This is a genomic window from Pseudomonas sp. FP2300 (assembly GCF_030687595.1).
Lineage (GTDB): Bacteria > Pseudomonadota > Gammaproteobacteria > Pseudomonadales > Pseudomonadaceae > Aquipseudomonas > Aquipseudomonas bijieensis.
In genome coordinates, this window is the sequence record NZ_CP117440.1 from 858867 (window position 1) to 881597 (window position 22731).

Annotated in this window: 9 protein-coding genes, 2 tRNA genes and 3 rRNA genes; 10 read left to right on the forward strand and 4 right to left on the reverse strand. The window is 58.6% G+C overall.

Annotated elements, in window-relative coordinates:
• Positions 1-8: 8 nt before the first annotated feature.
• From PSH86_RS03670 to PSH86_RS03685, 4 genes are all read right to left on the reverse strand, one after another.
• Positions 9-1562 carry an ABC transporter ATP-binding protein gene (locus PSH86_RS03670; RefSeq protein WP_109752329.1) on the reverse strand — a complete coding sequence of 518 codons (1554 nt, stop codon included), beginning with the start codon at positions 1560-1562 and terminating at the stop codon, positions 9-11.
• 535 nt (positions 1563-2097) lie between these two features.
• A complete protein-coding gene (locus tag PSH86_RS03675; protein WP_109752330.1) occupies positions 2098-2679 on the reverse strand; it encodes a YigZ family protein in 582 nt (193 codons plus the stop codon).
• 7 nt (positions 2680-2686) lie between these two features.
• Positions 2687-3337: a TetR/AcrR family transcriptional regulator gene (locus PSH86_RS03680; protein WP_109752332.1), complete on the reverse strand. Its 651-nt coding sequence runs from the start codon at positions 3335-3337 to the stop codon at positions 2687-2689.
• A 151-nt stretch (positions 3338-3488) separates the two neighbouring features.
• Entirely contained in the window at positions 3489-4409 is a 921-nt protein-coding gene (locus tag PSH86_RS03685; RefSeq protein ID WP_109752334.1) for a LysR family transcriptional regulator, read from the reverse strand.
• 122 nt (positions 4410-4531) lie between these two features.
• On the opposite strand from PSH86_RS03685, the gene PSH86_RS03690 reads away from it, so the two are divergent.
• The 10 genes from PSH86_RS03690 (at position 4532) to recD (ending at position 22681) form a co-directional block, all read left to right on the forward strand.
• Positions 4532-5881 carry an aspartate aminotransferase family protein gene (locus PSH86_RS03690; protein ID WP_109752369.1) on the forward strand — a complete coding sequence of 450 codons (1350 nt, stop codon included), beginning with the start codon at positions 4532-4534 and terminating at the stop codon, positions 5879-5881.
• Positions 5882-5952: 71 nt separating this feature from the next.
• Positions 5953-7446, forward strand: a complete 1494-nt coding sequence (locus PSH86_RS03695) for a CoA-acylating methylmalonate-semialdehyde dehydrogenase (protein WP_109752336.1) — start codon at positions 5953-5955, stop codon at positions 7444-7446.
• A 638-nt stretch (positions 7447-8084) separates the two neighbouring features.
• Positions 8085-9621, forward strand: a 16S ribosomal RNA gene (locus tag PSH86_RS03700).
• A 64-nt stretch (positions 9622-9685) separates the two neighbouring features.
• Positions 9686-9762, forward strand: a tRNA-Ile gene (locus PSH86_RS03705).
• A gap of 27 nt (positions 9763-9789) precedes the next feature.
• A tRNA-Ala gene (locus tag PSH86_RS03710) sits at positions 9790-9865 on the forward strand.
• 249 nt (positions 9866-10114) lie between these two features.
• Positions 10115-13006 (forward strand): 23S ribosomal RNA (locus tag PSH86_RS03715).
• Between the two features lie 171 nt (positions 13007-13177).
• A 5S ribosomal RNA gene (gene rrf / locus PSH86_RS03720) occupies positions 13178-13293 on the forward strand.
• Together the 16S, 23S and 5S rRNA genes with 2 tRNA genes alongside form the textbook arrangement of a ribosomal RNA operon.
• Before the next feature lie 156 nt (positions 13294-13449).
• Complete coding sequence (gene recC / locus PSH86_RS03725; RefSeq protein ID WP_249015910.1) at positions 13450-16902, forward strand: exodeoxyribonuclease V subunit gamma; 3453 nt, start codon at positions 13450-13452, stop codon at positions 16900-16902.
• Positions 16899-20588: an exodeoxyribonuclease V subunit beta gene (gene recB, locus PSH86_RS03730; RefSeq protein WP_305487929.1), complete on the forward strand. Its 3690-nt coding sequence runs from the start codon at positions 16899-16901 to the stop codon at positions 20586-20588. The genes recC and recB overlap by 4 nt, the downstream gene beginning before the upstream one ends.
• Positions 20585-22681, forward strand: coding sequence for an exodeoxyribonuclease V subunit alpha (gene recD, locus PSH86_RS03735; RefSeq protein ID WP_163855446.1), 2097 nt, complete (start codon positions 20585-20587; stop codon positions 22679-22681). Before recB ends, recD begins: the two co-directional genes overlap by 4 nt.
• Positions 22682-22731: the final 50 nt, after the last annotated feature.

Here is a 22731-nt window from a genome sequence, read left to right on the forward strand (position 1 = left end):
GGACTCCGTTACGCCGACGCGGGGGCGGGGGATTGAGGGGCGTCGAACTGGCCGGCCATCCAGCCGCCGACGTCGCTGAGGCGGGTCTCGAGCGTGGGCCTCAAGGCGGACAGGCGTCCACCGCACAAGGCACCGAGGCGATCGCTGATTTGGAACAGTTCGTCGAGGTCTTCGGAAATCACCAGAATGGCCGCGCCGGCATCGCGCAGGGCAATCAGTGCGCGATGGATAGTCGCGGCCGCGCCGACGTCCACGCCCCAGGTCGGGTGAGCGGCCACCAGCAGCTTCGGCTGTTGCAGGATTTCTCGGCCGAGAATGAATTTCTGCAAGTTGCCCCCCGAAAGGCTGCGTGCCGGGGTTCGAGTGTCAGGTGTCTTCACGCCGAAACGACGGATGATCTCCTCGGCCAAGTGCTCGACCTTGCCACGTCGAATCAGCCCGTGACTGACCAGGCCCTGTTGGAAAGCAGTGAGCAAGGCGTTATCCGCCAGGCTCAATTGCGGCACGGCGCCATGGCCCAGGCGTTCGGCGGGGACAAATGCCAGCCCGAGCCGGCGCCGGGCGTCGGGGCGCAGGTGCGCCACGGGTTGCCCGTCGAATCGGATCGTTTCGCCTTGCTGGCGGGGAAGTGGCGTTTCTCCGCTGAGCAATGCCAGCCACTCGTCCTGCCCATTGCCCGCGACCCCGGCGATACCAACGATTTCGCCGCTGCGTACCTCAAGGTCAATGTCCCGCAACGAGCAGCCGAACGGGTCCGGGTTATGCCAGGACAACTTGTCGATTTGCAGGAAGGCCTTGTTTGCGCTGACTTTCGGGTAGTCCGTGATCAATCCGGCCGCTTGGCCAACCATCAACTGCGCCAGCTCCCGATCCGAGCAGTGCGCCGGAGTGCAATGCCCGGACACCCGCCCGCCGCGCAGCACCGTGGCGCTGTGGCACAACGCTCGCACCTCCCCGAGCTTGTGGCTGATGAACAAAATACTGCAGCCCTCGCTCGCCAGGCGACGCAGGGTCACGAACAGTTCTTCGGCTTCCTGAGGGGTGAGCACCGAGGTCGGTTCATCGAGAATCAGCAAGCGAATGTCCTGCATCAGGCAGCGAATGATCTCCACCCGCTGGCGCTCGCCAATCGACAGGCTGTGAACCAGCCGCTGCGGTTCCAGCGCCATGCCGTAGCGTTGGGAAACGTCGCGGATCCGCGGTCCCAACTGCGCCGGCGAACCGGCCGCCGCGCCCATTGCCAGGGCAATGTTCTGTGCAACGGTGAGAGTTTCGAATAGCGAGAAATGCTGGAACACCATGCCGATTCCCAGGCTGCGGGCTTGGGCCGGATTGCGCAGGTTGACGCGCTGGCCTTGCCAGATCACTTCGCCCGAATCGGCAGCGGTGACGCCGTAGATAATCTTCATCAGGGTACTTTTACCCGCGCCGTTTTCCCCAAGCAGGGCGTGGATCTCGCCGGGCTGGATACTCAGGTCGATGGCGTCGTTCGCCAGGCAACCGGGATAGCGTTTGCTGATACTGCGCAATTGCAGGCGCGCGATGGAGTCGGGGTTGGACATGACAAGCTCGGGCCGAAGGACAGGAATGCCTGTGGATAAAGCAATTTCCTGGCCATAAGGTCAGGAAATTACCTTGGCCCTTTCGCTAGAGCGCTCTACGTGAAGTCTGGGCACCGGCCATAGAAACATTTCGCACCGGCTTGGAGCGCGAGAGTTGGACGCAGGCACCGGTTTGCCCTGAAATGGGTGGTTAAAAATTGAACAAGCGGCTGCGAGCCATGCCTTTCTTGGGGTGGAAGGAGCCATGAACGGGTTATCCACAGGTTGCTCCACAGTTATTGTGCGCAAGCCGAAAACTCGGGCATAAGCACTGCGGGGCTTTCTTCTAAAGGTGATAAACCGTCGCAAGCGTTTGTTTTGTGGATGGATTTGTCGCTTTGGCAGGACTTTGGATGAAAAATGAGCAACCCTCTCAAACCCGCATGACAGAAGGGTTACAGGGGGATGTGCTCAGGTTATCCACAGTCGGGTGCACAGTGGATGTGGGCAAGTTGAACGATTGCGAGGCGCCCTGAAAGGTTGCAAGCGTTGGAGCTCAACGCCCTAACAGAATCCGTCCACGGCTCAGGTCGGCCAGTTGCGTTTGCAACGTTTCGATCTGCGCTTCACCCACGGCCAACTGCAGGTCGACACCATTGGCCGTAAAGCGTTCTTCATTGACCAGTCCGCCACATTCGGCGACCCGCAGTTTTACCAGGGCCAGTTCGGCGAACCCACAGCTGCAGTGCAGCGCCACGCGGCTGATCAGTTCGATTTTCTCGGCGTTTTGCAGGCATTTGTTTGCGCCGCCACCATAAGCCCGGGCCAACCCGCCCGTGCCCAGTTGGATTCCGCCGTACCAGCGGATCACCAGCACTGCGACCTGATCGCAAGCCTGCGCTTCGATCGCTGCCAGGATCGGTCGCCCGGCGGTGCCCCCCGGCTCGCCATCGTCGTTGCTGCGGTATTGATCACCGAGTTTCCAGGCCCAGCAATTGTGCGAGGCATTCAGGTCGCTGTGCTGTTCGATAAAGGCCTGGGCGTCAGCGGGGCTGGTGATGGGCGCGGCGAAAGTGATGAAGCGGCTTTTGCGAATTTCTTCGCGGTATTCGCAAAAGCCGGCAAGGGTAAAGGGCATGGCGATCTTAGAGGGTTGGTGTCAGGCCGCAGCCCTTGAGAATGATACGGATCAGGTTGTCGCCAGCCTCGACCATGTCCTGCTTGGTCAACTTGCTGCGACCGGTCACACGACAGATCTGGGTGGCGAAGTCGGCGTAATGCTGGGTACTGCCCCACAACAGGAAAATGAGGTGCACCGGGTCGATCGGGTCCATCTTGCCAGCCTCGATCCAGGCCTGGAATACGGCCGCCCGACCGTTGAACCAGGTGCGGTAGTCCTGGTTGAAATACTCGGTCAGGCATTCGCCCCCGCTGATCACTTCCATGGCAAACAGTCGCGAGGCCTGGGGCTGGCGACGAGAGAACTCCATTTTGGCGCGGATATAGCGGGTCAAGGCTTCGGCCGGATCATCCTCGGCGGTGAGGGTATTGAAGGTGCTGTCCCACAATTCGATGATGTTGCTCAGCACCGCCACGTACAACCCGAGTTTATTGGTGAAGTAGTAATGCAGGTTCGCCTTGGGCAGACCGGCCTTCAGGGCGATGGTGTTCATGCTGGTGCCTTTGAATCCGTGACGGGCGAATTCATCTTCGGCGGCCTTGAGGATGGTCTCTTCGTTCTTCTGACGAATGCGACTGGTGGGCTTGCCACCGTGGGCAGGGACTTCAAAGGTCATGGACGTTTCCGGGCTGGTCTGTGGGGCGAGCAACTGCGTTGATAGCGCACCGGCAACGATCCGACAAGTGCCATCACACTAAAAGCTTTTCGCGAGTGGTCTGGCCAACCCCAACCAATGTGGGAGGAGCCAGGCTCGCTCCCACAAGGGGTCAGCGAGTCGCCGCAAGGCTCTCGAGAAAACTCTCCAGCACCAGGTGAGGCCGGCGGCCCTTGCGCGTGACCGATGCCAGGCTCAAATCATAGAACCGTGCCGCAGGTTTCAGGGCCCGCAACCGACCTTGCTGCACCCACAGGCTGGCGTAATGATCGGGCAGGTAACCGATGTAGCGCCCGGTGAGAATCAGGAACGCCATGCCTTCGCGGTCCGATGCGCTCGCGGTGCAATTGAGTGCCTGGTAGTGGGCCTGGATCTCGGCTGGCAGCCGGAAGGTCGGCGCGATGGCGTCCTGGCTATTGAGACGAGCGTCTTCGAGTTGCTGGTCATCCACATAGAACAGCGGATGTCCGACCGCGCAGTACAGTAGCGATCGCTCACTGTACAGCGGTTGATACTCCAGCCCGGACAGGGCACTGGCCTGGGGGACTACGCCGACATGCAGGCGTCCGTCGAGCACACCTTGCTCGACTTCGTTGGGGGCGATCATGCGAATCTGGATCTGCACGTCGGGCCCGCGTTCTTTCAATTGCGCCAAGGCATGGGTGATGCGCATGTGGGGCAGGGTGACCAGGTTGTCGGTCAGGCCGATGGTCAATTCACCACGCAAATGCTGGTGCAGGCCGTTGACCTCGGTGCGGAAGCTTTCCAGTGCGCTCAATAGTTGCAATGCTGATTGATACACCTCGCGACCTTCCTCGGTCAGGGAAAAGCCCGCGCGCCCACGCTGGCACAGACGCAGGCCGAGGCGTTGCTCAAGGTCGCTCATCTGCTGGCTGATGGCCGAGCGACCGATGCCAAGCACGGTTTCAGCGGCGGAGAATCCACCACACTCCACGACACTGCGGAAAATGCGCAGCAGGCGAATATCAAAGTCGCTGACCTGGGCCAGTGGATCGGGACGACGAGCGCTCATAAGTTTAGTGATCCACCGACTGAAGGTTACAAAAGTTGGATTTCACCGACTTTATCGCCGTGGCAACTTAGCTGCAAGAACGCTTTCGATCCCTGCCGCCTATGACCTGCGAGGTTTTGTCGATGAACATGCCCGAACACGCTGCCGGTTCCCTGGCCAGCCAGCTCAAGCTGGATGCCCACTGGATGCCTTACACCGCCAACCGCAATTTCCAGCGCGATCCGCGCCTGATCGTCGCCGCCGAAGGCAGCTGGTTGACGGATGACAAGGGGCGCAAGGTCTATGACTCGCTGTCGGGCTTGTGGACCTGCGGCGCCGGGCACACGCGCAAGGAAATCCAGGAAGCGGTCGCCAAGCAGTTAGGCACCCTCGATTACTCGCCAGGTTTCCAGTACGGCCATCCGTTGTCGTTCCAACTGGCGGAAAAAATCACCAGCCTGACCCCGGGCAATCTCAATCATGTGTTCTTCACCGACTCGGGCTCCGAGTGCGCCGATACCGCGGTGAAGATGGTCCGCGCCTACTGGCGTCTCAAGGGCCAGGCGACCAAGACCAAGATGATCGGTCGTGCCCGTGGCTATCACGGTGTGAACATCGCCGGCACCAGCCTCGGCGGCGTCAGCGGCAACCGCAAGCTGTTCGGCCAGGCCATGATGGATGTCGACCACTTGCCCCACACCTTGCTGGCCAGCAATGCCTATTCCCGTGGCATGCCGAAGGAGGGCGGGGTGGCACTGGCCGATGAGTTGTTGAAGCTGATCGAATTGCACGACGCGTCCAACATCGCGGCGGTGTTCGTCGAACCAATGGCTGGGTCGGCCGGTGTGCTGGTGCCGCCAGAGGGTTACCTCAAGCGTCTGCGGGAAATCTGCGACCAGCACAGCATCCTGTTGGTGTTCGACGAAGTGATCACCGGTTTCGGTCGCACCGGTTCGATGTTCGGTGCCGACAGCTTTGGCGTGACGCCGGACCTGATGTGCATCGCCAAGCAAGTCACCAATGGCGCGATTCCCATGGGCGCGGTGATTGCCAGTTCCGAGATCTACCAGACCTTCATGAACCAGCCGACCCCCGAGTATGCAGTGGAATTTCCCCACGGCTACACCTACTCGGCGCACCCGGTGGCGTGCGCGGCTGGCCTGGCAGCGCTGGACCTGCTGCAGAAGGAAAACCTGGTGCAGAGCGTGGCCGAGATCGCCCCGCATTTCGAGAATGCGCTGCACGGTTTGAAGGGATCGAAGAACGTCATCGACATTCGCAACTATGGCCTGGCCGGCGCGATCCAGATCGCCGGGCGGGATGGCGATGCCATCGTGCGTCCGTTCGAGGCCGGCATGGCGTTGTGGAAAGCCGGGTTCTATGTGCGGTTCGGCGGCGACACCTTGCAGTTCGGGCCAACGTTCAACAGCAAGCCGCAGGATCTGGATCGTCTGTTCGACGCGGTCGGTGAAGTGCTGAACAAGCTCGACTGATCCGTTCTTCTATATAGCTTTCAATTACAGGCGTTCGGTCATGGGCGCCTGTGGATAATTCTGGAGTCCCCATGAGCCTCATCCCGCATTTGATCAACGGCGAACTGCTGAGCGACAGCGCTCGCACCGCCGATGTGTTCAACCCGTCCACTGGCCAGGCGATTCATAAGGTGCCATTGGCTGATCGCGCGACCATCCAGCAGGCTATCGACGCCGCCAAGGCGGCTTTCCCTGCCTGGCGCAGCACACCTGCGGCCAAGCGTGCGCAGGTGATGTTTCGTTTCAAGCAATTGCTGGAGCAGAACGAATCGCGAATCGCCCAGTTGATCAGCGAAGAACACGGCAAGACCTTGGAGGACGCGGCCGGTGAACTCAAGCGCGGGATCGAGAACGTCGAGTTCGCCTGCGCGGCACCGGAGATTCTGAAGGGCGAATACAGCCGTAACGTCGGACCGAACATCGATGCTTGGTCAGACTTTCAGCCTTTGGGCGTGGTCGCAGGTATCACACCGTTCAACTTCCCGGCGATGGTGCCGCTGTGGATGTATCCGCTGGCGATCGTTTGCGGCAACTGCTTCATCCTCAAACCATCCGAGCGGGACCCAAGTTCGACATTGCTGATCGCCCAGTTACTGTTGGAAGCCGGCTTGCCCAAGGGCGTATTGAGCGTGGTGCATGGCGACAAGACTGCTGTGGACGCATTGATCGAGGCGCCGGAAGTGAAGGCGCTGAGTTTTGTTGGTTCGACGCCGATTGCCGAGTACATCTATGCCGAGGGCACCCGGCGTGGCAAGCGCGTCCAGGCACTGGGTGGTGCGAAGAACCATGCGGTGCTGATGCCCGATGCCGACCTGGACAACGCCGTCAGCGCACTGATGGGCGCGGCGTACGGTTCGTGCGGTGAGCGTTGCATGGCGATTTCGGTGGCGGTGTGTGTCGGTGACCAGGTCGCGGATGCGCTGGTGGCCAAGCTGGTGCCGCAGATCAAGGCGCTGAAGATCGGCGCTGGTACATCTTGCGGACTGGACATGGGGCCGTTGGTGACGGGGCAGCATCGGGATAAGGTCAGTGGCTATATAGAAGACGGTGTGGCGGCAGGTGCTTCGCTGATCGTCGATGGTCGCGGCTTGAGTGTGGCAGGGCACGAGGAGGGCTTCTTCCTGGGTGGTTGCCTGTTCGATCGCGTGACCCCCGAGATGCGCATCTATAAGGAAGAGATCTTCGGGCCGGTGCTGTGCATCGTCCGGGTCAACAGCCTGGAAGAGGCCATGCAACTGATCAACGATCACGAGTATGGCAACGGTACTTGCATCTTTACCCGTGATGGCGAGGCGGCGCGGTTGTTCTGCGACGAGATCGAGGTCGGCATGGTGGGCGTCAACGTTCCATTGCCGGTGCCGGTTGCCTATCACAGCTTTGGCGGCTGGAAGCGTTCGCTGTTCGGCGACCTGCATGCCTATGGCCCGGATGGGGTGCGTTTCTACACCCGTCGCAAGGCCATTACCCAGCGCTGGCCGCAGCGTGCAAGCCATGAGGCTTCGCAGTTTGCGTTCCCCAGCTTGTAACGGGTAATAGAAGAGGCCGGCGCCCTGGGGCGCCGGCCTCTGCTTTTGCGGGGCTTTTTGACTGATGTGACAGAATTGTGAAAATAGGTGTTGACGGCAGATTCTGGACGTCTATAATTCGCCCCACTTCCGGCGCAGTCGAAACGGAAAACTCCTTGAGATTCAATGAGTTAAGTAGGTTTCGAAGGGGTCTGGCTTCAGGTCATCGAAGCCAGGAAGTAGCTGATAAGGCAGTGTGGGTTTGGTCTTTTCAGCGGTTCGATCTTCTCGGTCGAAAGCGGTGAAAAAGAGGTGTTGACAGCAGCGAGTAACGCTGTATAATTCGCCTCCCGCTAACGAGAGATCGGAAGCGCAAGTGGTTGAAGTTGTTGATGTTTCCCAAGCGAAACTTTGAAAACTTCTGAAAATAACCGCTTGACAGATACACCGGGCGCTGTAGAATGCGCGCCTCGGTTGAGACGAAAGCTCTTAACCAACCGCTCTTTAACAACTGAATCAAGCAATTCGTGTGGGTGCTTGTGGAGTCAGACTGCTAGTCAACAGATTATCAGCATCACAAGTTACTCCGCGAGAAATCAAAGATGTAACCAACGATTGCTGAGCCAAGTTTAGGGTTTTCTCAAAACCCAAAGATGTTTGAACTGAAGAGTTTGATCATGGCTCAGATTGAACGCTGGCGGCAGGCCTAACACATGCAAGTCGAGCGGTAGAGAGGTGCTTGCACCTCTTGAGAGCGGCGGACGGGTGAGTAATGCCTAGGAATCTGCCTGGTAGTGGGGGATAACGCTCGGAAACGGACGCTAATACCGCATACGTCCTACGGGAGAAAGCAGGGGACCTTCGGGCCTTGCGCTATCAGATGAGCCTAGGTCGGATTAGCTAGTTGGTGAGGTAATGGCTCACCAAGGCGACGATCCGTAACTGGTCTGAGAGGATGATCAGTCACACTGGAACTGAGACACGGTCCAGACTCCTACGGGAGGCAGCAGTGGGGAATATTGGACAATGGGCGAAAGCCTGATCCAGCCATGCCGCGTGTGTGAAGAAGGTCTTCGGATTGTAAAGCACTTTAAGTTGGGAGGAAGGGCATTAACCTAATACGTTAGTGTTTTGACGTTACCGACAGAATAAGCACCGGCTAACTCTGTGCCAGCAGCCGCGGTAATACAGAGGGTGCAAGCGTTAATCGGAATTACTGGGCGTAAAGCGCGCGTAGGTGGTTCGTTAAGTTGGATGTGAAAGCCCCGGGCTCAACCTGGGAACTGCATTCAAAACTGTCGAGCTAGAGTATGGTAGAGGGTGGTGGAATTTCCTGTGTAGCGGTGAAATGCGTAGATATAGGAAGGAACACCAGTGGCGAAGGCGACCACCTGGACTGATACTGACACTGAGGTGCGAAAGCGTGGGGAGCAAACAGGATTAGATACCCTGGTAGTCCACGCCGTAAACGATGTCAACTAGCCGTTGGGAGCCTTGAGCTCTTAGTGGCGCAGCTAACGCATTAAGTTGACCGCCTGGGGAGTACGGCCGCAAGGTTAAAACTCAAATGAATTGACGGGGGCCCGCACAAGCGGTGGAGCATGTGGTTTAATTCGAAGCAACGCGAAGAACCTTACCAGGCCTTGACATCCAATGAACTTTCCAGAGATGGATTGGTGCCTTCGGGAGCATTGAGACAGGTGCTGCATGGCTGTCGTCAGCTCGTGTCGTGAGATGTTGGGTTAAGTCCCGTAACGAGCGCAACCCTTGTCCTTAGTTACCAGCACGTTATGGTGGGCACTCTAAGGAGACTGCCGGTGACAAACCGGAGGAAGGTGGGGATGACGTCAAGTCATCATGGCCCTTACGGCCTGGGCTACACACGTGCTACAATGGTCGGTACAGAGGGTTGCCAAGCCGCGAGGTGGAGCTAATCCCACAAAACCGATCGTAGTCCGGATCGCAGTCTGCAACTCGACTGCGTGAAGTCGGAATCGCTAGTAATCGCGAATCAGAATGTCGCGGTGAATACGTTCCCGGGCCTTGTACACACCGCCCGTCACACCATGGGAGTGGGTTGCACCAGAAGTAGCTAGTCTAACCTTCGGGGGGACGGTTACCACGGTGTGATTCATGACTGGGGTGAAGTCGTAACAAGGTAGCCGTAGGGGAACCTGCGGCTGGATCACCTCCTTAATCGACGACTCAGCTGCTCCATGAGCTCCCACACGAATTGCTTGATTCATTGAAGAAGACGATTGGGTCTGTAGCTCAGTTGGTTAGAGCGCACCCCTGATAAGGGTGAGGTCGGCAGTTCGAATCTGCCCAGACCCACCAATTTCATGGTGTCCCCGGTAAAGATACGGGGCCATAGCTCAGCTGGGAGAGCGCCTGCCTTGCACGCAGGAGGTCAGCGGTTCGATCCCGCTTGGCTCCACCATTACAGATTGGCACAACGTTTAAAGCTTAGAAATGAGCATTCCACCCCAGGGTGATGAATGTTGATTTCTAGTCTTTTGATTAGATCGTTCTTTAAAAATTTGGGTATGTGATAGAAAGATAGACTGAACGTTACTTTCACTGGTAACGGCTCAGGCTAAGGTAAAATTTGTGAGTTGCTCTCATGAGCAAGATCGAATTTTCGGCGAATGTCGTCTTCACAGTATAACCAGATTGCTTGGGGTTATATGGTCAAGTGAAGAAGCGCATACGGTGGATGCCTTGGCAGTCAGAGGCGATGAAAGACGTGGTAGCCTGCGAAAAGCTTCGGGGAGTCGGCAAACAGACTTTGATCCGGAGATGTCTGAATGGGGGAACCCAGCCATCATAAGATGGTTATCTTGTACTGAATACATAGGTGCAAGAGGCGAACCAGGGGAACTGAAACATCTAAGTACCCTGAGGAAAAGAAATCAACCGAGATTCCCTTAGTAGTGGCGAGCGAACGGGGACTAGCCCTTAAGCTTCTTTGATTTTAGCGGAACGCTCTGGAAAGTGCGGCCATAGTGGGTGATAGCCCTGTACGCGAAAGGATCTTAGAAGTGAAATCGAGTAGGACGGAGCACGAGAAACTTTGTCTGAATATGGGGGGACCATCCTCCAAGGCTAAATACTACTGACTGACCGATAGTGAACTAGTACCGTGAGGGAAAGGCGAAAAGAACCCCGGAGAGGGGAGTGAAATAGATCCTGAAACCGTATGCGTACAAGCAGTGGGAGCCCACTTTGTTGGGTGACTGCGTACCTTTTGTATAATGGGTCAGCGACTTATTTTCAGTGGCGAGCTTAACCGAATAGGGGAGGCGTAGCGAAAGCGAGTCTTAATAGGGCGTCTAGTCGCTGGGAATAGACCCGAAACCGGGCGATCTATCCATGGGCAGGTTGAAGGTTAGGTAACACTGACTGGAGGACCGAACCGACTACCGTTGAAAAGTTAGCGGATGACCTGTGGATCGGAGTGAAAGGCTAATCAAGCTCGGAGATAGCTGGTTCTCCTCGAAAGCTATTTAGGTAGCGCCTCATGTATCACTGTAGGGGGTAGAGCACTGTTTCGGCTAGGGGGTCATCCCGACTTACCAAACCGATGCAAACTCCGAATACCTACAAGTGCCGAGCATGGGAGACACACGGCGGGTGCTAACGTCCGTCGTGAAAAGGGAAACAACCCAGACCGTCAGCTAAGGTCCCAAAGTTATGGTTAAGTGGGAAACGATGTGGGAAGGCTTAGACAGCTAGGAGGTTGGCTTAGAAGCAGCCACCCTTTAAAGAAAGCGTAATAGCTCACTAGTCGAGTCGGCCTGCGCGGAAGATGTAACGGGGCTCAAACCATACACCGAAGCTACGGGTATCACGCAAGTGATGCGGTAGAGGAGCGTTCTGTAAGCCTGTGAAGGTGAGTTGAGAAGCTTGCTGGAGGTATCAGAAGTGCGAATGCTGACATGAGTAACGACAATGGGTGTGAAAAACACCCACGCCGAAAGACCAAGGTTTCCTGCGCAACGTTAATCGACGCAGGGTTAGTCGGTCCCTAAGGCGAGGCTGAAAAGCGTAGTCGATGGAAAACAGGTTAATATTCCTGTACTTCTGGTTATTGCGATGGAGGGACGGAGAAGGCTAGGCCAGCTTGGCGTTGGTTGTCCAAGTTTAAGGTGGTAGGCTGGAATCTTAGGTAAATCCGGGATTCTAAGGCCGAGAGCTGATGACGAGTTACCCTTTGGGTGACGAAGTGGTTGATGCCATGCTTCCAAGAAAAGCTTCTAAGCTTCAGGTAACCAGGAACCGTACCCCAAACCGACACAGGTGGTTGGGTAGAGAATACCAAGGCGCTTGAGAGAACTCGGGTGAAGGAACTAGGCAAAATGGCACCGTAACTTCGGGAGAAGGTGCGCCGGTGAGGGTGAAGCACTTGCTGCGTAAGCCCACGCCGGTCGAAGATACCAGGCCGCTGCGACTGTTTATTAAAAACACAGCACTCTGCAAACACGAAAGTGGACGTATAGGGTGTGACGCCTGCCCGGTGCCGGAAGGTTAATTGATGGGGTTAGCTAACGCGAAGCTCTTGATCGAAGCCCCGGTAAACGGCGGCCGTAACTATAACGGTCCTAAGGTAGCGAAATTCCTTGTCGGGTAAGTTCCGACCTGCACGAATGGCGTAACGATGGCGGCGCTGTCTCCACCCGAGACTCAGTGAAATTGAAATCGCTGTGAAGATGCAGTGTATCCGCGGCTAGACGGAAAGACCCCGTGAACCTTTACTATAGCTTTGCACTGGACTTTGAATTTGCTTGTGTAGGATAGGTGGGAGGCTTTGAAGCGTGGACGCCAGTTCGCGTGGAGCCATCCTTGAAATACCACCCTGGCAACTTTGAGGTTCTAACTCAGGTCCGTTATCCGGATCGAGGACAGTGTATGGTGGGTAGTTTGACTGGGGCGGTCTCCTCCTAAAGAGTAACGGAGGAGTACGAAGGTGCGCTCAGACCGGTCGGAAATCGGTCGTAGAGTATAAAGGCAAAAGCGCGCTTGACTGCGAGACAGACACGTCGAGCAGGTACGAAAGTAGGTCTTAGTGATCCGGTGGTTCTGTATGGAAGGGCCATCGCTCAACGGATAAAAGGTACTCCGGGGATAACAGGCTGATACCGCCCAAGAGTTCATATCGACGGCGGTGTTTGGCACCTCGATGTCGGCTCATCACATCCTGGGGCTGAAGCCGGTCCCAAGGGTATGGCTGTTCGCCATTTAAAGTGGTACGCGAGCTGGGTTTAGAACGTCGTGAGACAGTTCGGTCCCTATCTGCCGTGGACGTTTGAGATTTGAGAGGGGCTGCTCCTAGTACGAGAGGACCGGAGTGGACGAACCTCTGGTGTTCCGGTTGTCACGCCAGTGGCATTGCCGGGTAGCTATGTTCGGAAAAGATAACCGCTGAAAGCATCTAAGCGGGAAACTTGCCTCAAGATGAGATCTCACTGGGACCTTGAGTCCCCTGAAGGGCCGTCGAAGACTACGACGTTGATAGGCAGGGTGTGTAAGCGCTGTGAGGCGTTGAGCTAACCTGTACTAATTGCCCGTGAGGCTTGACCATATAACACCCAAGCAATTTGTATCCTCCAGGCCAAAGGCCAAGAGACCAGATTGCGGTGTGTGAAGACGACACGAACCGAAAGTTCGCATCGCTCACGAACGCAACACACAAATCTATCGCATACCCATTCGCTGGCACGTGACCGCAAGGCACGCACCGGCTACCGAATTTCTTGACGACCATAGAGCATTGGAACCACCTGATCCCATCCCGAACTCAGCAGTGAAACGATGCATCGCCGATGGTAGTGTGGGGTTTCCCCATGTGAGAGTAGGTCATCGTCAAGATTAAATTCCGAAACCCCTATCTGCTGACGCAGGTAGGGGTTTTGTTTTGCCCGCAGGAAAGTTCGTACGAGCATCGCGGACAGTTCCCGGCTGTCATAGCCCACCGACAGTGCTAAGGTTCTGCCCTAGCTTTTTGCATTTTCAAGGATGCCTTTCATGCCGGACGCAACGTCCCTTAGCCCAGCTTTCATGGTGGTTCACGGGAATCGCCTTGATGAATTGCGCAGCCTGGTGATCAGCTTGATGCGGCGCTATCCGCTGGCCCCCCTTGAAAATGAAATCGCACTGGTACAGAGCAACGGCATTGCTCAATGGCTCAAGCTCGCGCTGGCTGAAGACCCGGAAGACGACGATTCAGGCGGCTGCGGTATTGCGGCTGCCATTGATGTGCAACTGCCGGGCAGTTTCATGTGGCAGCTTTATCGAACAGTCCTGGGACGTGATGAAATTCCGGCCAAGTCCCTGCTGGATAAGGCCCCGCTAACCTGGCGCCTGATGCGGCTGCTGCCGCAGTTGATCGAGCAGCCTCATTTCGAACCTCTGCGACGATTCCTCACCCACGACACTGACTTGCGCAAGCGTTATCAACTGTCCGAGCGTCTTGCCGATCTGTTTGACCAATACCAGGTGTACCGGGCCGACTGGCTTGAGGATTGGGCTGAGGGGCGACACCAGACAAGAAATGTCCGAGGCGAAATCAAACCGCTCGCGCCGGCAAATTGCTGGCAAGCGGAACTGTGGCGAGCCTTGTTGCTTGATGTGGGAGAGCAGGGCATGGCGCAAAGTCGTGCCGGTGTTCATCAGCGCTACATCGAACGTATCAACAGCCTGGAAGTCGCTCCAAAAGGCCTCCCCGCGCGGGTCATCGTGTTTGGTATTTCTTCATTGCCTGCCCAAGTCCTCGAGGCGCTCGCCGGTCTTTCCCGGTTCAGCCAGGTTCTGCTATGCGTGCATAACCCATGTCGTCATCATTGGGCCGACATCGTCGCCGACAAGGACTTGCTGCGTCATCAATACAAGCGCCAGGCACGCAAGGCTGGCATGCCCGTCGTCCTCGATCCGCAAACCCTGCATCAACATGCCCATCCGTTACTGGCTGCCTGGGGCAAACAGGGACGCGACTATATCAACCTGCTCGACAGCTACGATGATCCCAACAGTTATCGCTCTGTATTTCGCGATGGGCGAATCGACCTGTTCACTGATGGGACCCCCACGACCCTTCTCAGCCAGTTGCAGGATGACATCCTGGAGCTACGCCCCCTGAACGAAACCCGGGAACACTGGCCTGTCGTCGATACGGAGCGGGACGGCTCGATCCGTTTTCATGTGGCTCACGGTGCCCAGCGTGAAGTTGAAATTCTCCACGACCAATTGCTGGCCCACTTCAGCGCGGATCCGACCCTGCGCCCACGGGACATCATCGTCATGGTGCCGGACATCGACAGTTATGCGCCGCACATTCGCGCGGTGTTCGGCCAGCTCGACAGGAACGACCCTCGTTTCATTCCATTCACGCTGACCGACCAGGGCCAACGTGGACGTGATCCGCTGTTGATCGCCGTCGAGCATTTGCTCAAGCTGCCGGACAGTCGTTTCCCGGTCAGCGAAATCCTTGATCTGCTGGATGTCCCCGCGTTGCGCGAACGGTTTGGCATTGATGAGGCCGACCTGCCGACTCTGCATCGTTGGATCGAAGGGGCAGGCATTCGCTGGGGGATGAGCGCCGAACACCGTGCCGGGTTGGGCCTGCCCGCAGAACTTGAGCAGAACAGCTGGCATTTCGGCCTGCGTCGTATGTTGCTGGGGTATGCCGTCGGCAGTTCAAACGCTTATGAAGGCATTGAGCCCTATGACGAGATCGGAGGCCTGGATGCGGCGTTGATCGGTCCCCTGGTAGCTTTGCTGGATGCCTTGGAAGTCGCCCATCAGGAACTCACCCGGCCGGCTTCACCGCAGCAATGGGGGGCACGCCTGCAAGACCTGATGCAGTTGTTTTTCCAGGCGAGCAACGAGCATGACGACTATCTGCTGGCCCAACTTGAAGACTTGCGTGAAACCTGGCTGGAAACCTGTGAGTCGGTGGGGCTGCACGATGAATTGCCGCTGACGGTGGTGCGTGAGGCATGGTTGGCCGGGCTGGATCAGGGGCGACTGTCCCAACGTTTCCTGGCCGGGGCAGTCAACTTCTGTACCTTGATGCCGATGCGCGCGATCCCCTTCAAACTGGTGTGCTTGCTGGGGATGAATGATGGGGATTACCCACGCGCCCAGCCACCCCTGGATTTCGATCTGATGGGCGGCGATTATCGCCCGGGCGATCGTTCCCGGCGCGAAGATGATCGTTATCTGTTGCTGGAGGCCCTGCTTTCGGCCCGGGAAAAACTGTATATCAGTTGGGTTGGGCGCAGCATTCGCGACAACAGTGAGCGACCGGCATCGGTGTTGATTGGCCAACTTCGGGACCATCTCGCCAGTGGTTGGCGGCTGGCAGATGACAGTAAGAGTCTTCTCGATGCCCTGACCCAGCAGCACCCGCTGCAACCGTTCAGTGCGCGTTATTTCCATCAAGGCGATGAGCTGTTCAGTTACGCCAGCGAATGGCGGATGCTCCATGACGCTTGCGATCACACCGACAAGAACCAGGTGCTGGAACCCTACGTTCAGGAAGAACCTTTGGGCCTCGGACAGTTGCAGGATTTCCTGCGCAATCCAGTCCGCCATTTCTTCAGTCAGCGACTGAAGGTGTTCTTCGAGGCCATCGAAGCGCCTCTGGCCGATGACGAACCTTTTGTGCTCGATGCGCTGCAACGCTACAGCCTGAGTGACAGCTTGCTTGAAGCGGCCCTGATACGCCTGGACCAGCCGGATCTTGCCCTCACCGCCCACGCCCAAAGGCTGCAGAACAGTGGCTTGTTGCCTATGGCCGGTTTTGGTGAGTGCCTGCAACGCGAGTTGATCGAGCCCTTGCCGGATCTGCTCCAACGTTACCAGCAGCTTTTGGCGTTATGGCCGACACCCTCGGCCAGCGCTGTGCCAGTCAGCCTGCAATTGCAGGGCGTGAATGTCGAAGGTTGGCTCAGCGGCTTGCACCAACGCTCCGACGGTGCGGTCCTCGCCATCACCGCCATACCCAACAGCATCGGTTCTACCAAGACCCGTAAATGGCATCGCCTGATACGACCCTGGGTCAATCATCTCGTGGCCTGCGCTAACGGCTTGTCGTTGACGACGGCGCTGGTGGCCAGTGATGACAGCTTGCTGCTGGCACCTTTTGAAGAGCCTGTCGCACAAAAGTTGTTGGGCGACATGCTGCAGGCCTGGCAGGCCGGTATGCGCCAGCCGCTACCGATCGCAGTGAAGACGGCTTTCGCCTGGCTCGGCCAGAGTGATCCGGTCAAGGCCGGAGCGGCGGCTCGCAAAGCCTATGAAGGCGATGGCCAGACGTTTGAAGGCGAGCGGCGGGAAAGTCCGGCCCTGGCTCGACAGTTTCCTGATTTCGATGCCTTGATGGCTGACGAAACATTCCCCGATTGGTGCGATGCGCTTTACCGACCCTTGCTCGAAGCTCCATGGCGTTCTTTGGTCGGCGAGGAGGCCCGTTCATGAGCCGGCAGACACCATTGGCACTGGCGTTCCCGCTACGAGGCAGCCAACTGATCGAGGCCAGCGCCGGGACCGGCAAGACCTTTACCATCTCGGCGCTGTACTTGCGACTGGTACTGGGGCATGGCGGTTCGGCGGCCGGTTTTGGCCGCGAGCTGCTTCCACCGCAAATCCTGGTCGTGACCTTTACGGACGCCGCCACCAAAGAGCTGCGTGAACGAATTCGCACCCGTCTGGCCGAAGCTGCACGTTACTTTCGTGAAGAAATTCCAGCCCCGGATTTGCTGATCGCCGAGCTGCGTGACGAATTCGATGCAGGGCAATGGCCCGGTTGTGCGAATCGGTTGGATATCGCCGCGCAATGGATGGACGAGGCCGCTGTCTCGACCATCCACAGTTGGTGCCAGCGCATGTTGCGTGAGCATGCCTTCGACAGCGGTAGCCTGTTCACCCAGACCTTGGAAACCGATCACAGCGAGTTACTGGGCGAGGTGTTGCGCGATTATTGGCGGCTGTTCTGCTATTCGATGCAAGGCGAGGCGCTGAACTGGGTGCGTACCCATTGGGGCGGGCCGGCGGCGCTGTTGCCACGGGTGAGGGGGTTGTTTTCCAGCGAGCGTGGCGACGCTGACGAGCTTGAGCCTGCCGAACTCATCGCTGCCTCCCTGCAGGAACGTAGTGCCGCCTTGCTTGATCTCAAGGCGCCGTGGCGGCAATGGGCGGTGGAACTGCTGGAGATCTGCCAGCAAGGCGTCGCCAGCAAGTCTGTCGATGGGCGCAAGATGCAGGCGCGTTACTTCGAACCGTGGTTTCAGAAGATCACTGCCTGGGTGGATGACGAAAGCCTTGAACTGCTGGATATCGGCACCGGGTTCACACGGCTGACCCCCGAGGGCATGGCCGAAGCCTGGAAAGGTGAAGTGCCCAATCATCCCGGGCTGGACGCCATGGCCGGTCTCAAGGCCAGCCTGGAGGCGTTGCCCACGCCGGATGCCGCGGTGTTGCAGCATGCCGCGCAATGGGTCGGGGCGCGCTTCGAGGCCGAGAAACGGCGCCGCGCCGAGATGGGCTTCGATGACATGCTCCTGCGCCTCGACACGGCTCTGCAGGCCGACGGTGGCGAGCGTCTGGCGAGCCTGATCCGCGAGCAGTTTCCGGTGGCGCTGATCGATGAGTTCCAGGACACCGACCCGGTTCAGTACCGGATCTTCGAAAGCATCTACCGCATCGAAGACAATGACCCGGAGACCGGGCTGTTCCTGATCGGCGATCCGAAGCAGGCGATCTACGCTTTTCGCGGTGCCGACATCTACACCTACCTGCGCGCTCGCGAAGCTACTGCTGGCAGGCTGCATACGCTGGGCAGGAATTTCCGTTCCAGCCACGCCATGGTGGGTGCGGTAAACCATATTTTCCAGAATGCCGAGTCCCGTCCAAAGGGGCGCGGGGCCTTCCTGTTCCGTGAACCTTCGGGCGAGAACCCGGTGCCGTTCCTGTCCGTTGAATCCCAGGGGCGCAAGGAGACCTTGCAGATTGCGGGACAGGCGGTGGCGGCACTGAACATCTGGCACCTGTCGTCGGACCAGCCGCTTTCCGGTGCGGTGTATCGACAGTCGATGGCGGCCGCCTGCGCCAGTGAGATCACGACGTTGCTCAACGGCGGCCAGTCGGGACGCGACGGCTTTACGGTCGATGGAGAAACGCTGCGAGGTTTGCGCCCGGCGGATATCGCCATCCTGGTGCGCGATGGTAAAGAAGCGCAGGCCGTGCGAGACGAGTTGTCCGCGCGGGGCGTACGCAGTGTCTATCTGTCCGACAAGGATTCGGTCTTTGCCTCGCAGGAAGCGCGGGATCTGCTGATCTGGCTCAGGGCCTGCGCTGAACCGGATGCCGAACGACCGCTCCGGGCAGCCCTGGCCAGCATTACGTTGAACCTGTCGCTGATGGAACTGGAGCGTCTCAATCAGGATGAGTTGGCCTGGGAAGCCAGGGTCATGCAATTTCGCGGCTATCGTACGGTCTGGCGCAGCCAGGGCGTGTTGCCCATGTTGCGGCGCCTGTTGCATGACTTTGAGCTGCCCCAGGCCCTGATGGCACGCAGTGATGGCGAGCGAGTGCTGACCAACTTGCTGCACCTTTGCGAACTGTTGCAGCAGGCCGCCGGTGAATTGGATGGCGAGCAAGCCTTGATCCGGCATTTGTCCGAGCACCTGGCCTTGTCCGGGCAGGCGGGAGAAGAGCAGATCCTGCGCCTGGAAAGCGATGAGCAACTGGTCAAGGTGGTCACGATCCACAAGTCCAAGGGGCTTGAGTATCCGTTGGTCTTTTTGCCTTTCATCTGTTCGACGAAACCGGTGGACGGCAGCCGATTGCCGTTGCATTACCACGATGAGACCGGCAAGGCGCAGATCAGTCTCAAGCCCACCGCCGAATTGATCGCCAAGGCCGATGACGAGCGTCTGGCCGAGGATCTGCGGCTTCTCTATGTGGCCCTGACTCGCGCACAGCATGCCTGCTGGCTAGGTGTCGCGGATCTCAAGCGGGGCAGCAACAACCGCTCGATCCTGCATGTGTCCGCGCTGGGTTATCTGTTGGGAGGTGGTGCGCCGTTGGCCGAGTCGATGGAACTGGGGCGTTGGTTGGCCGACCTGCAACAAGGTTGCGTCGCGGTAAGTTGCCAGCCAATGCCCGCAGCCACCGACGAGCACTATCGGCCGCCGCGCAACGAAGCAGTGTTGCGCGAGCCCTTGGTGCCCTTGCGAAAAGCCAGCGAAAACTGGTGGATCGCCTCCTACAGTGCCTTGCGCATCGGCGAAAGCCTGAGCGAAGGCAGCGATACCGCGCCAGAGAGTCCGCAGGCCCAGAAGCTGTTCGACGATGAACGACTGGACCCGGACGCGCCCAGGGAGACCCTCGCCGTCGGTGGCGATATCCACCGTTTCCCCCGTGGCCCCAACCCCGGGACGTTCCTCCATGGCCTGCTGGAGTGGGCCGCCGGGGAAGGGTTTTCATCTGCGCCGGCGGATATCGAGGATGCCATTGCCCGACGCTGTAATCGCCGAGGCTGGAAAGGCTGGATCCCGACGTTGAGCGACTGGCTGCAGCACTTGATCAAAATGCCCATGCACATCGGCAGCGACCAGGCGCCAGTGGCGCTCGAACAACTGACCCGTTTCCAGGTCGAGATGGAGTTCTGGTTCGCCAGCCACAAGGTCGATGTGCAAAAGCTCGATCAACTGGTTTGCCGATTCACCCATGGCGGTGTGGCTCGCGTCGCTGCGGAACCGGTGTTGCTCAATGGCATGTTCAAGGGCTTCATCGATTTGACGTTCGAGCACGACGGTCGGTATTACGTGGCCGATTACAAATCCAACTGGCTGGGTGTCGATGACATGGCCTACACCGTACAGGCTATGGAACAGTCGATCCTGGACCACCGCTACGACCTGCAATACGTGCTCTACCTGTTGGCCCTGCATCGCCAGCTCAAGGCGCGGCTTCCCGATTACGACTACGACCGACATGTCGGCGGCGCGTTGTACCTGTTCCTTCGCGGCACCCGCTCAACCAGCCAGGGTGTGTATTTCACCAAGCCGCCACGGGCATTGATCGAACAACTGGATCGCCTGTTCCAGGGCGCGCCCGAACCCAAGGCCGAGCCGGCGTGGGTACAGGGGGAATTGCTATGAGTCGTTCTTTTGCCGACCTGCTCCCCAAGTCGTCCGACGACGAGAGCCTGGTGGCGCTGGCGCCCTTGAGCCGCGCAGACGACCTGCTGTTGTTACTGACGCGCTGGGTCGAGCGCGGCTGGTTGCGTGCCCTGGACAAGGCGTTCGTGGCGTTCCTCCATGAGCTGGCGCCTGACGATGATCCATTGGTCCTGCTCGCCGCTGCGCTGACCAGTCATCAACTGGGCCACGGGCATGTTTGCCTGGACGTGTTCGAAACCCTCAAGGAGCCGGACTTCGCCCTGTCGCTGCCCCCCGAGGGTGACCTGCAGACTGGCGTGATGCTGTTGCCGTCGCAAATATTGCAGACCCTGGACGGCGCCCATTGGTGCAAGGCCTTGGCCTCCAGCCGGCTGGTGGCCCTGGCTGCGGATGGGAGCGAAGAGGCGCAGCAGCGGCCATTGGTGCTGTCCGGAAAACGTCTTTATCTACGTCGTTACTGGGGTTATGAGCGGCGGATCGATGAGGCGTTGCGCCAGCGGCTTAGCGAAAATGAGGCGGCGCCCGGTGACCTGCGCGAGCGTTTGGACGGGCTGTTCGGACCGGCCAATGCCAATGGTCCGATCGATTGGCAGAAACTGGCCTGCGCGCTGGCAACCCGTGGGGCCTTCAGCATCGTGACTGGTGGCCCGGGCACCGGCAAGACCACTACCGTGGTGCGTCTGCTGGCGCTGCTGCAGGCACCGGCCGTCGAGGCCGGGAAGCCGCTGCGGATTCGCCTGGCCGCGCCGACTGGCAAGGCAGCGGCACGCCTGACCGAGTCCATCAGCCAGCAGGTCCGGACCCTGGATGTGGACGACGCTGTGCGCGAACGGATTCCTTGTGATGTGACGACGGTCCATCGTTTGTTGGGCAGTCGGCCTGGTACCCGACATTTTCGCCACCATGCGGGCAATCGGTTGCCATTGGATGTGCTGGTGGTCGATGAGGCGTCGATGATCGACCTGGAGATGATGGCCAATCTGCTGGATGCATTGCCGGCCCACGCACGGTTGGTGTTGCTGGGGGACAAGGACCAGTTGGCCTCTGTGGAGGCCGGTGCGGTGCTGGGGGATTTGTGTCGAGACGCCGAGGACGGCTGGTACAGCCTCCAGACCCGAGCCTGGCTTGAGTCGGTCAGTGGTGAAAACCTGGCGACCAGTGACCTGCAGCAGGATCTTGATGGCACTCATCCCCTGGCACAGCAAGTGGTCATGCTCAGGCATTCCCGGCGCTTCGGCGAAGGCAGCGGGATCGGCCAACTGGCTCGCTGGGTCAATCAGCAGCAGCCTGAAAAGGCCCGTCAGTTGCTCAAGCAGGGGCAGCATGCCGATCTGTTTTCCCTGGCGTTAACGGGCGAACACGACGCGAAGCTGGAAAATCTGTTGCTCGGAGGCCGGCCAGAAGGGCCGCAAGGCTATCGGCATTACCTGAGCCTGCTACGGCAGCGACGCCCGGCGAATTCTCGCCCGCTGGAAGACAGTTGCTGGGCCGATTGGGCCCGGGAAGTCCTGGCGGCTTTCGACGAATTCCAATTGCTCTGCGCGGTGCGTAAAGGCCCGTGGGGCGTCGAAGGACTGAACCAGCGCATTACCGCCGCATTGCTCAAGGCCCGTCTTATCGATAGCGATCACCAGTGGTACGAAGGACGCCCGGTGCTGATGACCCGTAACGACTATGGGCTGGGATTGATGAACGGCGATATCGGTATTGCCCTCAAGTTGCCCGAGCGTGACGGCCCCGATGCCGGCAAACAGGTCTTGCGGGTCGCGTTCCCGCGCAACGACGGCCAGGGCGGTGTGCGTTTCGTCCTGCCCAGCCGCCTGAATGATGTGGAAACCGTGTATGCCATGACGGTGCACAAATCCCAGGGCTCGGAATTCACCCATACTGCGCTGATTCTCCCGGATGCGCTGAACCCGGTATTGACCAAGGAACTGGTGTACACCGCCATTACTCGGGGCAAGCAATGGTTCAGTCTGATCGAGCCGCGAGCGGGTGTATTCGAGGAGGCGGTCCGGCGCAAGGTCAAGCGCTTGAGCGGGTTGATGCTGGAGCTGGAGCAGGCTGACTGAACCATCAGCTTTTATTGATTCATGCCCCCGTCGCAATTTCGGCTGTACCG

Coding starts and splice junctions, on each gene's coding strand:
- recD (WP_163855446.1), top strand. CDS start 20,585: ATGAGTCGTTCTTTTGCCGACCTGCTCCCCAAGTCGTCCGACGACGAG.
- PSH86_RS03675 (WP_109752330.1), bottom strand. CDS start 2,679: ATGCCCTTTACCCTTGCCGGCTTTTGCGAATACCGCGAAGAAATTCGC.
- PSH86_RS03685 (WP_109752334.1), bottom strand. CDS start 4,409: ATGAGCGCTCGTCGTCCCGATCCACTGGCCCAGGTCAGCGACTTTGAT.
- recC (WP_249015910.1), top strand. CDS start 13,450: ATGCCGGACGCAACGTCCCTTAGCCCAGCTTTCATGGTGGTTCACGGG.
- PSH86_RS03680 (WP_109752332.1), bottom strand. CDS start 3,337: ATGACCTTTGAAGTCCCTGCCCACGGTGGCAAGCCCACCAGTCGCATT.
- PSH86_RS03670 (WP_109752329.1), bottom strand. CDS start 1,562: ATGTCCAACCCCGACTCCATCGCGCGCCTGCAATTGCGCAGTATCAGC.
- recB (WP_305487929.1), top strand. CDS start 16,899: ATGAGCCGGCAGACACCATTGGCACTGGCGTTCCCGCTACGAGGCAGC.
- PSH86_RS03695 (WP_109752336.1), top strand. CDS start 5,953: ATGAGCCTCATCCCGCATTTGATCAACGGCGAACTGCTGAGCGACAGC.
- PSH86_RS03690 (WP_109752369.1), top strand. CDS start 4,532: ATGAACATGCCCGAACACGCTGCCGGTTCCCTGGCCAGCCAGCTCAAG.